The following is a 14652-nucleotide window of genomic DNA, read 5'->3' on the forward strand; positions in this document are numbered from 1 at the left end:
GCCATTTTTTGACGGCGCCCGGATCGGACAACCGCAGCCGGCCGGGCGCAACACAACGAGGAGGCACGACTGGTTCATGCGTCTGTTTGTTGCATTGGATCTACCGGAAAACGCCGTTCAGTACATCGCCGGCGTCCAGCAGCGGCTGCGCTCGCAGCTTGCCGCCGACCGCTGGCAGCCGCTTTCGAACCTGCACCTCACCCTCCACTTTCTCGGGGACGTGGACGAGAAATGGCTGCCCGCCCTGCGCGAGGATCTGGACATCGTGAGCGCGATCATCCCGCCGTTTTCGCTGCAGACGGGCCGGTTGGGCGCCTTTCCTGACGCGGAGCGGCCGCGCGTTCTGTGGCTGGGGCTTGGCGGCCAGACTGACCGGCTGAAACAGCTTCACCTGCTCCTGGGCAAGCGCTTTGAGCTGCATCCCGGCGTTTCGTTCGACCGCAAACCGTACCGGCCCCACATTACGCTGGCGCGCGGCCCGCACGCGGCGGATGGCGGGCTGCCGCTGTCCGAATGGAATCAGGATGTTCTCGCTCAACATCCGCCCCGCTGGCAGGTCACCTCGATGCACCTCTTCCGGTCGGAACTGCGGCCAGGCGGCGCCGTCCACACCGTTCTCCACACCAGCACGTTTGGCAAAGATCACGGCAAAAAACAAGCGCCTGATGAATAAACTGGTAGGGAGAACCATGGCTCGCACCGTTGCGCCAAGAAGGGGGAGCCTGCCAGAAAGCGGTGGAAATCGGATGGGTGAGTTCACGACCGGGATTTTGTATCCGCGCAAATACGAACCGAAAGTGCTGACCGCCCTGCCTAAATCGCGGCAGCCTTACTTCCACAGAAACGTCAATCACGACTGGAACGCCTTTTTCCTGCGGGACGAATGGCTGGAAACGCATCAAACCGTGCAGTTTCTCCTGCAGTTGTCCCGCCATTGTGTGCCGCTGCTCTGGTTTCACGACTCCGAAGAGAATGGGTGGGGCTTTCGGCTGTTCGACGGCGGGTACGAGGTATCCTCGGCCACGATCAGCTATTCGCTGGACGTGGAGCTGGCGGAAGCGGAGTTTGGGCGTCTGTTTCCGCACGTGGATCTTGAGGAAGGCATCGACGAAAGCGACGACGTCCGGCAGAAGTACGAGGAGATCCTGGATCGCGTGGTGCGATCCGACCGGTATCGACGGGAAGTGGGCAAAGGCATTACCCGGGTGCGTCCCCAATGTTTCAGCCGGTTGGTCGGCCACAAGCAGGTGCAGCAGATCCGTTCGCTGTTTGACCTGCAGCTCCTGACCGAAGTGGACGAGGAGACCGGGTCTTCGATGCTGTACGACTCGGTCGATCTGTTCAAGGAAATTCTCGGGATTGAGGAGATGGTCTGGGTCAATTACTCGTACCTGGCCAGCGGCGGCCGGGAGTAACAGAGAAGCGCGCGCCGATCACCGTTCGTTCCAGGAAGGGATCAACATGTCCATGGGAAGACGGCCAAGTCTGTCTCGCCGCGTTTTGCATGCGTGCTGTTTTCAGCGAACAATCCGGACAAAAGTGAAAACGCCCCTGTACCCGTTCCAGGTACCAGGGGCGTTGTTCGGTTTCAATCCTTTTTCCACTGCGCAAAAATTTCGTCCGCGTCCAGCAGCATGATCAGCTTGTCCTCCAGCCGGGCGATGCCGCTCAAGTATTTGCCCTCGACTCCGGCCACGATCGGGGGGGCCGGTTCGATCAACTGCCTGGACAGGTAGATCACTTCCGACACGGCGTCCACGACGATGCCCACATTCAGCCCCTCCAGCTGCAGGTCGATAAACCGGCTCTCTTCCGTCAGCGGCAGCGGCTCCAGACCGAACATCGTCCGCAGGTTGATGATCGGCAGAATCCGTCCCCTCAGATCGATCACGCCTTCCACGTACGGCGGTGACTTGGGGAAGCGGGTCACCGGCAGCGGCTTGATAATCTCCCGCACCAGCGAGATCGGCAGGCCGTAGGTTTCGTCCCCCATGCGAAACAAAATGGATTGGACGGAATCGCCTTCCGCTTTCCAGTCTGTACCGTCCCGTAGTTGTACCGTTTCCATCTTCCATGTCCCTCCCACAACGCTTTACCATTCTTTACCCGTATTGTACCATGGACAAACGCTGAGGGTAGGCATTTTTTCCCGGTTTTCTCAGAGCGGGATCACGCCGAGCGACACGAGGACGACCAGCCCCAGGCTGACGCCAAAGCTGATAAAGACGTTGCGGCTGACCGCCATCACGGCCAAACAGACCGCGCTGGCGATCAGAAACAGCGGCTGCACCGCCAGTTGTCCCTCGGCCACGAACAGGGAGGGAAAGATGAGCGAGGCAAAGATGCCAAGCGGAATAAAGCTGAGACCGTTCTTCAGCCGGGCGGAAAAGTGGCGGCTGGGCAAACGGAGAAACGCCCGGCGCGACAGGTAGGTGGCCGCCGCCATCACGAGATAGAGCAGGAGCGGATGGGTGCTCACGTCGACTCCACCTCCTTGGCGTTCGGCGGTTGGGTTGTTTCGGCCGGTTCCGGCGCGGGCAGGAAATAGCCGACGGCAAAGGCGAGCAGGCCCGCGGCCAGCACGGGCAGCCCGTTGGGGAGCACGAACGTCAGCCCGACGGCGGCCGCTCCGCAGAGCAAAAACGTCAGGATGCGGACAACGGACGACAACTGGTAGTACGCGAGCGCCACAAACATCGCGGTAAAGCTGAAGCCAAGGCCCAGAGAGGCCGGGTCCGGTATCCACTGGCCGGCCGCCGTTCCCAGCCAGGTGCCGGCGCCCCAGGCGATGTACAGCGAGAGGCCCACCCCGAGGATGTACGACGTGTCGCTCGGATAGCGGCGAAAACGGTTCAGGGTAATGGCGTACTGCTCGTCGGTCAGCAGAAAAGCCAGCGCATTCACCTGGGCGGGCGAAAAGCGCTGATAATAGGGAGACAGCGAAAAGCCCATCAAAAAGTGGCGCACGTTTAACAGGCAGGTGGTCAGAATGATCGCCCAAAAGCCTGCGTGTTCGGCGATCATCGAGCTGGCCGCAAACTGCGCCGCCCCCGAATAGACGAAAAGCGACATGGCCATGCTTTCCCAGGCGGCCAGGCCGGCCTGACCGGAGAGCATGCCGAATATGGCGCCGAACAAGACGTAGCTGGCCGTGATCGGCAGGGCGTCCAGCACACCCTGCTTCCACGCGGCGGTCTCACTCGTGTTCATGTCATCAGCTCCTTTCGGTCGTGCAGCAGACGGGCGATGATGGCCATGCCCCTGTCGATCTGCTCCGGCCGTTCGTGCGTAAAGCAAAGCCGGATATACGGCTGTTCCGCCTCCCGCAGCAAAAACATGTCGCCGCAGGCGAGCAGAACCCCCTGTTCCCGGCAGAGCGTCATCAGCCGGCGGGGGTTGATCTCTTCGGGCAGGGACAGCCAAAAATAAAACCCGCCGGCCGGCCGCTCCCAGCGGATGCCGAGAGGCCGCAGCCGTTCCAGGTGGCGTTCCATGATCGCCGCCTGCTCGGCGTATTGGCGGCGTGCGTCCGCCAGGTGAGGGAGCAGGGCGCCGTCCCGGAGAAAGGCTGCCACCGCCAACTGTCCCAGCGTATTGGTCGTGATCGACAGTTCCTTCAGCCGGGTCAGCAGGCGGACAAACGGCCGGCTGGCCGCCACCCAGCCGATGCGCAGGCCGGGGAACAGCAGTTTGGAAAACGTGTTCAGGTAGATGACGCTGCCGGTCTCATCCAGCGCCTTCAACGGCGGCGGCGGTTCCTCCGCGAGATGCAGGTGCCGGTAGGCGTCGTCCTCGACGATCGGGACGCCGTATCGTTCGCTCAGCGCCAGGAGCCGCTTGCGCCGTTCAAGCGACAGCGTCCGGCCGGTCGGGTTGTGATACGTCGGCACCGTGTAGAGAAAGCGCGGCCGGCAGCGGGCCAGCACGCCTTCCAGGACGTCGATGCGCATGCCGTCCGCATCCAGCGGTACCGGCACGATCTGCAGGCCGAGCGACTGGAAGAGCTGCAGCGAGCCGAAATAGGTGGGCATTTCCGTGACGATGCAGTCGCCGGGCCGGGCCAGAAGCGTGGTGATCAGGTACAAGCCTTCCTGGGAGCCGCTGGTAATCGTCACCTGCTCCGGTGAAGAGACCTGTTCCATCCCCATCCACTCCACAAGCAGCTCCCGCAGGTGGGGCAGTCCCTGCACCGAGGTAAAGTAATACGAAGGCAGCTCTTCCGCCGTCGCCTTCACGTAGTCGGAAAAGTGGGAGGAGGCCAAGGTGTGCTTGCCCCCGTCGCCGTGGGCAAAGTTGATGGTATCCGGATAGCGGTCGGTGACCCCCAGCAGGTCCGCCATGTGCGACGGGGAGGCGGCCAGCGATTCGTAACCGTGCCGGCTGTTCCAGTCAATCCGCCTGATCCCCGGAGCGGGCGGGAGGGCTTCCACGTACCGGCCGCTGCCCATCCGGCTGGCGATGAATCCTTCCGCTTCCAATTCGCCATAGGCCCGAACCACCGTATTGCGGCTCACGCCCAACTGCTCGGCCAGCTTCCGCTCCGGCGGCAAAGGGGAGCCAATTGCCAATTCGCCGCTTAAAATTTGATAGCGCAGGTGATTGTACACGCGCGTGTAAATCGGTTTTCGCCCCATGATGCTGCCTCTTTTTCTGTCTGTGCTTTGCTCTCCACTATACCGGCTCCCGGCAAAAAATAAAAGAGCCAATTTTCCGGCAATAAAAAACCAACAGACGGGCTGGGCCAGAGCCTGCCGATCTGTCCGTGAAGAAAGAAGGGGGAAGCCGTTTTACGGCTCCCGCAGCTCGTCCAACGAGATGCCTTGTTCCAAGGCAAATTCAAAGTCGTCTACATCGTAAAACTGAACGGGAATGACATATTCCAAAATCCGATCCTGGTAATCCGTCTGGTCGGTGATCAGCGGTATCTCAAAGCGCATCGATGTGAGCAGCAGTTGGGTTTCCACCGGATCGAACAGTTCTCCCCACATGGCGTTGTCGTCCACCTTGACCACGTTGAGCGTCACGCCGTTCGGAAACGAAAACGGCACGATGGACCAGGGAGCGATCAGGCCCTTTTCCATGCGCTTGCGGTTAAACGGGTCGGAGAAAAACTGGATCATTTCCTGCATGACCTTGCGTACGTGCTGATCGTCGGCCGGGATCGGCATGATCGGTTCCGGGCTATGGTAAAACTCGTCCAATTCGTAGATTGTCGACGCGGGTATGAAATACTCTACCGGTTGCGACGGTGCCATCAATTCCCCGTAGATGGCCAGCATGATCGCTTCGATAACGAATTGTTTCGGCATTTCGACAACCCTCCTCGTAACCATCATACTGAAATCGGAAGTTGACAACAACCCTGGACAGGCATAGCATGAAGGTGATTTCGATACGGCGTGGAAGACCATACTTATTTCGACAGGGGGTTGTCGGCCTTGTGGGATCCGGCGTTTTTTTCCGCACTCTTGCTTATTATTACCATCAATATCGTTCTGAGCGGCGACAACGCGGTGGTGATCGCGATCGCCTGCCGCAAGCTCTCGCGGGAACACCGCAAAAAAGCGATCCTCTGGGGGACGCTGCTCGCCATCATCGTCCGGATCGTCGCCACGCTGCTGGCCGTTTACCTGCTGCAGATTCCGTATCTCTACCTGATGGGCGGCATCCTGCTGGTCTGGATCAGCTACAAGCTGCTGGTGGACGATGACGGGGAAGCCCACATCGACTCCAGCGAGAGCCTGATCCAGGCGATCCGGACGATTGTGGTCGCCGATCTGATGATGGGGCTGGACAACGTGCTGGCGATCGCCGGCGCAGCCAACGGCAATGTGACCCTGATCATTCTGGGCCTGTTGATCAGCATCCCGATCATGATTTTCGGCAGCCAACTGATTCTGAAAGCGATGGAGCGCTTTTCCTGGTTGGTCTACATAGGAGCGGGGGTGCTCGCCTTGGCGGCGGCCAAGATGATTTTGCAGGAAGAGGTGGTCGCCGAACTGGCGCAGGCCTACACCTGGCTGGATGAGGCGGTCAAGGGGGTCATCGTGGCAGGGGTGATCCTGGCCGGCCTGCTGCAGCAGAAGCGAAGCCAGGGGGAAAAAGCGGCGAAACAGCCGTAAGCCAAACCAAAAAGCTGAGACGAGGGTCTCAGCTTTTTTGGCTTTCCCGGAAATCGGCCTCATCCGCCCGCGCAGTTGGCGGCAGGCTTGTCCGGTGTGGGGGATTCGCTCCGTCCGGCCTGACCGTCATTTCGGAAACGACGCGGCACGGAATCAGGGGCATGCGGCTAGTTCCCGGCGGTGGCGCCCCGGTCGGAACGCGTAAACCAGCGGAACGGATTGAGCGACCAGCGGGGCTGATGCCGCTCGAACCGCTCTTTTCGCCGGGTCAGACGCTGCTGCATGAGATCCATTTCAAACGTGACGCGGCGCATCTCCAGACGCAGCGATTCCTGCATCTCCTCGATGTCCGCGATTTTTTGCAAAATGGTGGACTGCAGTTGGTTCAATGACGACAGTTGGGCCAGCTCATGCTGAAACTGAAGCATCATCTCCTGCACGGTCAGCTCCATCTCGCGGAGGCCGGCTGCCTTTGGCCCGGTCACGGAGACCAACTGCTCCTGAGCGGCGGCCGTTTCCTCATCGACCAGCATGTCCGCCGGGATTCTGCCTTCTTCAATCAACTGCCGCTGTATGTCGCGCAGGGAGTAGCTGCCTTCGTCCTTGCGGTGCTTGACTTCTTTCAGCAAGGAAAACCCTGTCTCACTGATCAGGTAGTGACCCTGCGGATTTTTCTGCCGCTCCTGCGCCGGCACGAACATCTCCAGCCAGTTTCGCAACGTCCGGACGTGAACATCCAACCGATCCGCCACTTCCTTGGAAGCCATCCACACTTGTACATCCATCCCGAATCACTCCTTTTCCCATCAGGTATTCCCGTGGCCTCATTATAGCACCAATTTTTCCCGGTAAAAGGGAATCGACAAAGGTTCTGAAAACTAGTCGCGTTTCGGCCTTTTCGGACAGGTTGGCGGTTTTTGTCATGCGTTCGTCGGACATGGAAGCAGGGGCGGGGCCGTGCGGAACGGCTCCCCGCTTTGCCCCGGGAACCCGCAGCGGCCGGTTTTGCCTGCGGGACGACGGACGATCATAATGACCGGGACAGGCGCGTAGAATGGAAGGGACACACGTCCGACACCCGGATGGAAAGGGGACGTGCCATGGAACCGGATCTGATCGTGATACTGGCGGCGGCAGCCGCCGCAAGCAGCATCGGCGGGCTTCTCTTGTGCCTGCGCGCCTGGTCGGAAGAGACGCTGTACGCCATGGTCAGCGTCGGCGGCGGGCTGCTATTGGCGATAACGCTGCTGGACCTGCTTCCCCATACATTGGAAGGGGGAAGCGAGCGGGCCATGCCGTTTGTGATGCTCGGGTTTGCCCTGCTGTTCGCGCTGGAGCTGATCGGCCGGTCGGAGCGGAAAGCGGGCTCCCCCAGCCTGATCGGCCTGCTCTCCGGATTTCTGCTGCACGCGTACGTGGAGGGCGTCTCGCTTATCGCCAGCTTTCACCTGGACAGCGGCGTCGGGTTCTCCGTCCTGCTGGCGATGGTGCTGCACAAGGTGCCGGATGGAGTGACGGTCGCTTCGCTGGTGCTGGCGGCGACACGCTCGCAGCGGAAAGCGTTTTGGGGTACGGCCGCGCTGGGAGCGGCCACGCTGGCGGGAGCTTTCAGCGTAGGGGCCGTGGAACGGGTTTTCCCAAACGGATGGTCTTCCGTGGTGGTGGCCGTCACCACCGGCGTCTTCCTGTACGTCTCGGCCAGCCATTTGGTGCCGCTGATTCAGAACGGACGACGGGTCCTGGGGGTGTACTTTTTTGCCGGGATGCTCGCGTACCTGCTCGTCACGACCGTCTGGCTTCCGGGCGGTCACGTCCATGCATAAATGGCCGCTTCGCAAGCCAGCCTAAGTAATGATTGCGGGCAGCAAAGCCTGGACGGAAGGGAGCGATCATCCATGGAGAACAGGGAAGGCTTGACGCCGGCCGACGAACCTGCGCAGCTGCAAGCGGAATTCCCGGCAAACGGAACGCCGCTCAATCCGGTGGAAGAATCCTGGGTCTTTTCCGACAGGGCGGCCGCTCCGGCGGACGATTTGGCGAAAGCGATGCAGCAGGGAGAATAACCGGCTGCAGCGGTCCCGTTTCGCGTTTTTCCGGCAGCCTCTCGTAACCGCGGACAAGATCGGTTATAATGTCAGGGAAAAAACGTTGAAAAGGGGCCGATACATAATGAATACATGGATGCAAGGCAAGAACATCGTCATCATGGGCGTGGCCAACCACCGCAGTATTGCCTGGGGAATTGCCCAGTCCCTGCACAAGGCCGGGGCCAACCTGACCTTTACCTATCAGGGGGAGCGGCTGCGGGAAAACGTGGCGGAACTGGCCCAAAGCCTCGGCGGCGAACCGATTTTGATCAACTGCGACGTGACCAAGGATGAGGAAGTGGAAGCCGCGTTCGCCCAAATCAAGGAAAAAGTGGGCGTCATTCACGGCGTGGCCCACTGCATCGCCTTTGCCAAGACGGAAGAGCTGGAAGGCGAGTTTGTCAACACGTCCCGCGACGGCTACGCGCTGGCTCAGGACATCAGCGCCTACTCGCTGGTGGCGGTGGCGCGTGCCGCTCGTCCGCTGATGACCGAAGGCGGAAGCATCGTCACGCTGACCTATCTGGGCGGCGAGCGCGTCGTTCCCAACTACAACGTCATGGGTGTCGCCAAAGCGGCGCTGGATGCCTGCGTCCGTTATCTGGCGAGCGACCTCGGCAAAGACAACATCCGCGTCAACGCCATCTCCGCCGGACCGATCCGCACCCTGGCGGCAAAAGGAGTGCGCAACTTCAACAGCATTCTGAAGGAAATCGAGGAAAAAGCACCGCTCCGCCGCACCGTGGACCAATCCGAGGTGGGCGACACGGCGCTCTTCCTGTTCAGCCATCTCTCCCGCGGCATCACGGGCGAAATCATCCACGTCGATGCCGGCTACAACATCATGGCACGATAAACGGCAGACACACAGCCCCTGCTCCGGTTTTTTCGACCGGACGCAGGGGTTTTCCCGTTTTCCTCAGCCCGAACGGCTGCGGCAGAATGTTTTGTATACAAATTAAGAAGCAAATTTCCTGGAGGAGTGAAGCAGCGTGAACGAACGAAGATGGCGGATGGGCGTTCTCGTCATCGTCTGGATGGCGTTTTTGTTTTCCTTTGTGGACAGGCTTTCCTGGCCGCCGATCATACCGCTCGCATCCAAGGAGCTGGGGCTGAGCAAGGCGGAGGCGGGCAGCTACATGACCGCCTTTTACATCGGGTACGTGATCACCCAACTGCCGGGCGGACTCTTGACCGACCGGTTCGGCTACCGGAAAGTGCTGCTCAGCTCGTTTTTCGTCATGGGCGTGTTTACTGCGTCGATGGGCCTGATTCACGATTTTGCGGCGGGTTTCGCGCTGCGCGTGCTGGCCGGTCTGGGATCAGGCGCCGTCTTTTCCGCCTGTGTCCGGGCGATTTTTGACTGGTTTCCGGCGAAAGGGCGGGGAACGGCGATGGGCTTTTTCATGACCGCCTCTTCGCTGGGGGTCTCCGTCGTCAACATGTTTGTCCCGGCTGTGGCCAATGCCTACGGCTGGCAGACGTCGTTTCTGGTGGCGGGGCTGCTGCCGCTGTTCGGACTGGCGGCGGGGTATGTGATCCTGCGGGAAAACACGCCGGCAGCCGCCCGGCGTGCGCAGGCGCCATCCTCTTCCGATTTCTGGAAAAACGTGGGGCGCCTGTTTCAAAATCGCAACCTGATGATCACCGGCTTTTCCGGCTTCTGCGCCATGTGGGCCACCTGGGGAACAGCTACCTGGGCCAACACCTACCTGAACAAAGGGCTGAACCTCTCGCTGGTGGAAGCAGGCGTGATCATGTCGCTGTACGGCATGACCGCGCTCCTGTGCAAACCGGTCATCGGCATCCTGGCCGACGTGCTGAAGGTGCAGCGCAGGACCCTGCTCTTTAGCGTCCTGGCCCTGTTCGGCCCGGCGCTGCTCTGGTTCGGCACCACCACCAGTGTCACGATGCTGTACGCGGCGGCGGCGGTCCTGGGCGTGGCCGCCTTTGTCTACAGCCCGATCATGAACACGTTCATCGGCGAGCTGGTGCCGCCGGAGATGGTGGGAACGGCCACCGGCTTCGTCAATACCATCTGGCAGCTCGGGTCGCTGATCTCGCCGCTGGCGGTGGGGGCCGTTCTGGATGCGACCAACAGCTATGTTTTCGCCTTCCTGGCCTTGGCCGTCGGGCCGATGCTGGGGGCAATCATCATCCTGTTCGTGAAGGAACGACAGCCGTCCGCCGAGGTCGCGCCGGACCAGGCAGAACGGGCGGGGGCGTAAGGGAGCACGGCACTCCCTCGGCCCATGGACCGCGCGGGTATGCCCACTGGGGGATCGCAGTCCCCGCATGAAGCGCCGGCCCATCCCCGCACGCATAAAAGGCTCCCCATTTCCGCACGCTAGTACCAAACGTACGGAAGGGAGCCGTTTGTTGTGTTTCCAATCATTGCGTCGATGGAAGAATGGCTGATGTACATGGGCGGGGGACTGGACCGGCTATCCGCCCATTTCGGCGATGAACCGGGAGGGCCTGGTTTTCCGGCCGAACCGCTCGCGGGGGATGCCGACCGCGAGGGAATGGCGGGCCCGCGTGATGGCCACGTATAGGAGGCGCCTCTCTTCCTCCAGGGCGGACGACTCTCCCTTGCGCACGGCGTCCAGCGCGTACTCGTGAGGGAGAGCGCCTTCCACCAGGTCGGGCAGGAACACGTGGTCGAATTCCAGTCCTTTGGCCCGGTGAATGCTGAGAACGTGAACACCTTCCTCCGGGAGTGGCCGCTCATGGCGCCACTCCTTTTCCCGTTCCGCCATGCGTTCCACATGGCGCAAAAACTCGGCGACGGTGGCGTGCCGCCTGGCCGCGGCCAAAAGCTGCTGCAGTTCGTCGCTCCAGCGCTCCCGGCTGTCGTCCCGGTCCTTGGCCCGCTTTTTCAGGTAGTCCCGCAGCCGGCCGTCCTCGTAAATCAGCTCCAGCGCCTGGGCGGGCGGACATTCCCGGCAGGCAGCGAGGATGTCGGCCACGGTTTGCAGGTGCTTGCGCTGGTAGACTTTCCACTGCGGCAGGTGGGGCAGCACGTGCAGGACCGGCAGATCCTCCAGAATGGCCTGGCTGCGTACCGCGTTCCACATCTCCTGGGAGATGTAGAGGGTGGGGAGAATCTCCCTCAGCGCGTCGGCATCGTCCGGGTCCAGCGCAAGCCGCAAATAGCCCAGCGTCCAGCGAACGGCCTGCCGCTGGTAAAAGGAGTCCTCCTCCTGCGTGTAGTGAAACGGGATGCCCGCTTCGCTCAGCCGCTCCAGGATCGGCCGGGCCGACTCGCTGGTGCGGTAGAGGATGGCGCACTCGCCGGGCGGGGTCCCCTGCTCGATCCGGTGGCAGATCTCGTCCACGATCCGCGAGGCCTGTTCTTCCTCGTCGTCCGGCTCGAACAGGTAGGTTTCTCCTTCCTCGCTGTGAAACGAAAGGCAGTCTTTTTTCCAGCGCGCCCGATTGTGGCCGATCAATGAGTAGCCCAGCCCGACGATGGCGGAGCGGGAGCGGTAGTTCACTTCCAGCGTAATCGTTTGAGCCTGGGGAAAATCGTGGGTAAAGCCAAGTATGTACTGCGGATCGCTGCCGCGAAATCCGTAGATCGACTGATCGTCGTCCCCGATGACGCACAGATTGTTTTGCGGCGCGGCGAGCAGCTTGACGGTTTCGTACTGGATGCGGTTGATGTCCTGAAACTCGTCGATCATCACATGCGTGATCCGCTCCTGGTAGCGGCGCAGGATCTCCGTCTCGTCCCGCAGCATCTCGTAACAGCCGATCAGCATGTCGTCAAAGTCAAACCAGCCGAGCTTTCGCTTGGCCTCCTCGTACAGCGGGTACAGCTCGCCTGCCTGCCGTTCCGCGTCGCTCGCTGCTTCCCGCCGGACGGCCTGGCCGGGCAGCAGGTACTCGTTTTTCCAGCGGCTGATCACGCCGAACGCGTCCAGCACGTCGTGTTCCTTTTGCCCCAGGAGCTCGGGATGGCCGGCGAGCACGCCGCTTTCCCTGAGCAGCCGCCACTTTTGCCAGTCTTTTTTCAGCAGGCGGCGCTGATCCCAGCGTTCCGGCTGGTGGTACAGCAGCATGCGGTAAAAGATGCTGTGGAACGTGCCGGCGATCAGCTCCCGCGCCTGCTCGCGGGGGAGCTGGCGGGCCAGCCGCTGCCGGATCTCGTCCGCCGCCTTGGTGGTAAAAGTGACCACCATGATCTGCCGGGGAGGGACGCCTTTGTCCCGGATCAGGTGGGCGGTCCGGGCCGTCATCACCCGCGTCTTGCCGCTGCCCGCACCGGCCAGGATGAGAAGGGGGCCGTCCGTGGTCATGACGGCCTGCCGCTGGCGGGGATGGAGCGGTTCGTCCCGCTGTTCCGCCAGGTGCTGGATGCGCGTTTTCGGCATCAGCCGTTTGCGAAACAGCGGCGGTTCCGGCCCGGGCGTCACGCTGCCGCCGCCGATCGGCCGCCGTTTGGGCAGGCGAAAGGAGCCGACCCGAAGGGATTCGCCGTCGATGTCATCTCCCACTGGAGAGGCGGCGTTCGTCCGACACGGGTTGGCGTCACGCGGCGCGGGATCGGCCGCAGCCGCGACAGCGGCCGCCAGCTCCGGACGCGCGGCGAGCCACTCAGGCGGGGGCTCGTCCCGCCCCTGCCAGGCACAATCGCTGTCCGCGGGATGGAGAAAGCGGGGTTCCGCACTGATCCCCGCCATCAGGATGAGCGGCGAACCGCAGGCGGGACAGCGCACCTTTCCCTGGCGAGCGGCCATCCGCCAGGCGGGTATGCGAGGGTAAGTCTCGGGTGTAAGCAGGATGACCTGGTCGTCTAGCTGCGCGAATTTCATTGCGACACCTCGTACGGAATGCGGCGTGCGAAATGGCGGAGTCGCCGCCTTGACACGCCTGCGAATGAGTCCATCGGATGATGGGAACGGGGGCTGCCGGTGTTGTACCGCCGGCAGCCGGAAAGAAGAAGTGCCCCCTGCGGACAGGGGACACTTGCCTGTTCATTTGTGGGATCGGTACGTCATGACTGTGCGGGCAAAAGAACGGTCTCTTCGTTCTCTACCGGTTCGTTTTCGCCCACGTAGGTGATGCCTACCCGGGTGATGCGGTGGTTTTCCAGCTCGGTGATGGTGAAGAGGTAGTCCTGGAAGCGGACCGACTTGCCTTCCGCCACTTCCTCGTTCAACTGGCTGTAGAGCCAGCCGGCAATCGTGTCTACCTCATCGGAGTGCATCTCCACGGCGATATAGTCGTTCAGCTCGGTGAGCAGCGTCTTTCCCGAGACGGACCATTCGTTGTTGTTGGAACTTTCGATATCGGGACGTTCGTGTTCGTCAAATTCGTCCTGAATGTCGCCCACAATCTCTTCCAGAATGTCTTCCATGGTGATCAGCCCGGCGGTGCCGCCGTACTCGTCGATGACGATCGCCATCTGCGAGCGGCGCTTCTGCATCAGCCGCAGCACGTGACTGATTTCCATGGACTCCGGCACGGTCAAAAGCGGGCGGAGAAAATCCTTCAGCTCCGCTTTCCCATAGGTGAGAGCCGACAGGTAAAAATCCGAGGTGTGGACAAAACCGATCAGCCGGTCCTTGTCCTCGTGGGCCACCGGAAACCGGGAGTGCCTCGACTGGCGCATGATTTCCAGGTTCTCCTCAAACGTGTTGTCATCGTAGAGGCAGACCATGTCAATCCGCGGAATCATGATTTCCCGGGCCAGACGTTCGGAAAACGCAAAGACGTTGTCCACCAGCGCCAATTCGGTCTGGTCGATGTGGCCGCTTTTGTGGCTTTGGTTGACGAGCAGGCGAATCTCTTCTTCCGTGTGGGCGGAGTCGTTTTCCGTCGCGGGCTCGACGCCCAGCCGCCGGATGAAGAAGTTGGCCGTGCCGTTCAGCATCCAGATCAGCGGATAGCTGAGCTTGTAAAAGTACATCAGCGGCGCCGCCGTCCAGAGGGACGTGGTTTCCGCTCTCTGGATCGCCAGCGACTTGGGAGCCAGCTCCCCGAAGACAATGTGCAGGAAGGTAATGAACCCAAAGGCGATCGCCAGCGATACGGGCGTTGCCAGGGATTGTGGCAGGTTCAAAGAAACCAAAACGGGTTCGACAAAATGGGCGACGGCCGGTTCACCTACCCACCCCAGTCCCAGCGATGCCAGCGTGATGCCAAGCTGACACGCGGACAGATAAGCGTCCAACTGGCGGGTCACCTTTTGCGCGTAGGAGGCGCGCTTGTTTCCCTCGCTTGCCAGTTGGGCCAGACGGGTTTGGCGCACTTTCACCAGCGAGAATTCTGCTGCGACAAAAAAGCCGTTCAGGAACACCAGAAAGCCGACGAGCAGCAGATTCAGCACAATCTCCCCTATCGGACCTATCGGACTCTCCAAGAACGTCTCCCCTCTCGCATCCGCTTGCGCTTCTGCGACAGCAGGAGAATTCACCTCCACTTGTTATTGTCGGTTG

The 14652-nt window shown here is 61.3% G+C and carries 15 protein-coding genes; 7 read left to right on the forward strand and 8 right to left on the reverse strand.

Features of this window, described 5'->3' with window-relative positions; all coding sequences use genetic code 11:
• The first annotated feature begins 76 nt into the window (after window positions 1-76).
• Both thpR and A6764_RS07260 read left to right on the forward strand, forming a co-directional pair.
• Window positions 77-673: an RNA 2',3'-cyclic phosphodiesterase gene (gene thpR / locus A6764_RS07255; RefSeq protein WP_065066954.1), complete on the forward strand. Its 597-nt coding sequence runs from the start codon at window positions 77-79 to the stop codon at window positions 671-673.
• A gap of 73 nt (window positions 674-746) precedes the next feature.
• Window positions 747-1415, forward strand: a complete 669-nt coding sequence (locus A6764_RS07260) for a hypothetical protein (protein ID WP_065066953.1) — start codon at window positions 747-749, stop codon at window positions 1413-1415.
• A 173-nt stretch (window positions 1416-1588) separates the two neighbouring features.
• Here the strand turns inward: A6764_RS07260 and A6764_RS07265 are convergent, their stop codons facing one another.
• The 5 genes from A6764_RS07265 to A6764_RS07285 form a co-directional block, all read right to left on the reverse strand.
• The gene (locus A6764_RS07265; protein WP_029099817.1) at window positions 1589-2068 is read right to left on the reverse strand and encodes a chemotaxis protein CheW; all 480 of its coding nucleotides are present in this window, start codon (window positions 2066-2068) and stop codon (window positions 1589-1591) included.
• Between the two features lie 90 nt (window positions 2069-2158).
• Window positions 2159-2479, reverse strand: a complete 321-nt coding sequence (locus A6764_RS07270; RefSeq protein ID WP_081904137.1) for an AzlD domain-containing protein — start codon at window positions 2477-2479, stop codon at window positions 2159-2161.
• Window positions 2476-3210, reverse strand: coding sequence for an AzlC family ABC transporter permease (locus A6764_RS07275; protein WP_065066952.1), 735 nt, complete (start codon window positions 3208-3210; stop codon window positions 2476-2478). The genes A6764_RS07270 and A6764_RS07275 overlap by 4 nt, the downstream gene beginning before the upstream one ends.
• Window positions 3207-4634 carry a MocR-like pyridoxine biosynthesis transcription factor PdxR gene (locus tag A6764_RS07280; protein WP_065066951.1) on the reverse strand — a complete coding sequence of 476 codons (1428 nt, stop codon included), beginning with the start codon at window positions 4632-4634 and terminating at the stop codon, window positions 3207-3209. The genes A6764_RS07275 and A6764_RS07280 overlap by 4 nt, the downstream gene beginning before the upstream one ends.
• Before the next feature lie 153 nt (window positions 4635-4787).
• Window positions 4788-5309, reverse strand: coding sequence for an ADP-heptose synthase (locus A6764_RS07285; protein ID WP_065066950.1), 522 nt, complete (start codon window positions 5307-5309; stop codon window positions 4788-4790).
• A 129-nt stretch (window positions 5310-5438) separates the two neighbouring features.
• On the opposite strand from A6764_RS07285, the gene A6764_RS07290 reads away from it, so the two are divergent.
• Window positions 5439-6122, forward strand: coding sequence for a TerC family protein (locus tag A6764_RS07290; RefSeq protein ID WP_065066949.1), 684 nt, complete (start codon window positions 5439-5441; stop codon window positions 6120-6122).
• Window positions 6123-6289: 167 nt separating this feature from the next.
• Here the strand turns inward: A6764_RS07290 and A6764_RS07295 are convergent, their stop codons facing one another.
• Entirely contained in the window at window positions 6290-6907 is a 618-nt protein-coding gene (locus tag A6764_RS07295) for a MerR family transcriptional regulator (protein ID WP_029099823.1), read from the reverse strand.
• A gap of 315 nt (window positions 6908-7222) precedes the next feature.
• Between A6764_RS07295 and A6764_RS07300 the strand changes: the two genes are divergently transcribed.
• The 4 genes from A6764_RS07300 to A6764_RS07315 all read left to right on the forward strand — a co-directional run bounded on the left by A6764_RS07300 (window position 7223) and on the right by A6764_RS07315 (window position 10437).
• A complete protein-coding gene (locus A6764_RS07300) occupies window positions 7223-7945 on the forward strand; it encodes a ZIP family metal transporter (protein ID WP_065066948.1) in 723 nt (240 codons plus the stop codon).
• 72 nt (window positions 7946-8017) lie between these two features.
• A complete protein-coding gene (locus A6764_RS07305) occupies window positions 8018-8185 on the forward strand; it encodes a hypothetical protein (protein WP_156110356.1) in 168 nt (55 codons plus the stop codon).
• Window positions 8186-8291: 106 nt separating this feature from the next.
• Window positions 8292-9065: an enoyl-ACP reductase FabI gene (fabI, locus tag A6764_RS07310; protein ID WP_065066947.1), complete on the forward strand. Its 774-nt coding sequence runs from the start codon at window positions 8292-8294 to the stop codon at window positions 9063-9065.
• A 136-nt stretch (window positions 9066-9201) separates the two neighbouring features.
• Window positions 9202-10437, forward strand: coding sequence for an MFS transporter (locus A6764_RS07315; RefSeq protein ID WP_065066946.1), 1236 nt, complete (start codon window positions 9202-9204; stop codon window positions 10435-10437).
• A 216-nt stretch (window positions 10438-10653) separates the two neighbouring features.
• On the opposite strand, the gene A6764_RS07320 is transcribed toward A6764_RS07315, so the two are convergent.
• The gene (locus tag A6764_RS07320; protein WP_264622467.1) at window positions 10654-13026 is read right to left on the reverse strand and encodes a UvrD-helicase domain-containing protein; all 2373 of its coding nucleotides are present in this window, start codon (window positions 13024-13026) and stop codon (window positions 10654-10656) included.
• A gap of 182 nt (window positions 13027-13208) precedes the next feature.
• Window positions 13209-14576 carry a hemolysin family protein gene (locus A6764_RS07325; protein ID WP_065066942.1) on the reverse strand — a complete coding sequence of 456 codons (1368 nt, stop codon included), beginning with the start codon at window positions 14574-14576 and terminating at the stop codon, window positions 13209-13211.
• Window positions 14577-14652: the final 76 nt, after the last annotated feature.

The sequence above is a fragment of the Brevibacillus sp. WF146 genome, assembly GCF_001673705.2.
GTDB lineage: Bacteria > Bacillota > Bacilli > Brevibacillales > Brevibacillaceae > Brevibacillus > Brevibacillus thermoruber.

Bases quoted from the DNA above. Each gene is read 5' to 3' on its own strand.
- A6764_RS07320 (WP_264622467.1), bottom strand. From the start codon at position 13,026: ATGAAATTCGCGCAGCTAGACGACCAGGTCATCCTGCTTACACCCGAG.
- A6764_RS07300 (WP_065066948.1), top strand. From the start codon at position 7,223: ATGGAACCGGATCTGATCGTGATACTGGCGGCGGCAGCCGCCGCAAGC.
- A6764_RS07275 (WP_065066952.1), bottom strand. From the start codon at position 3,210: ATGAACACGAGTGAGACCGCCGCGTGGAAGCAGGGTGTGCTGGACGCC.
- A6764_RS07305 (WP_156110356.1), top strand. From the start codon at position 8,018: ATGGAGAACAGGGAAGGCTTGACGCCGGCCGACGAACCTGCGCAGCTG.
- A6764_RS07280 (WP_065066951.1), bottom strand. From the start codon at position 4,634: ATGGGGCGAAAACCGATTTACACGCGCGTGTACAATCACCTGCGCTAT.
- A6764_RS07265 (WP_029099817.1), bottom strand. From the start codon at position 2,068: ATGGAAACGGTACAACTACGGGACGGTACAGACTGGAAAGCGGAAGGC.
- A6764_RS07295 (WP_029099823.1), bottom strand. From the start codon at position 6,907: ATGGATGTACAAGTGTGGATGGCTTCCAAGGAAGTGGCGGATCGGTTG.
- thpR (WP_065066954.1), top strand. From the start codon at position 77: ATGCGTCTGTTTGTTGCATTGGATCTACCGGAAAACGCCGTTCAGTAC.
- A6764_RS07285 (WP_065066950.1), bottom strand. From the start codon at position 5,309: ATGCCGAAACAATTCGTTATCGAAGCGATCATGCTGGCCATCTACGGG.
- A6764_RS07260 (WP_065066953.1), top strand. From the start codon at position 747: ATGGGTGAGTTCACGACCGGGATTTTGTATCCGCGCAAATACGAACCG.
- fabI (WP_065066947.1), top strand. From the start codon at position 8,292: ATGAATACATGGATGCAAGGCAAGAACATCGTCATCATGGGCGTGGCC.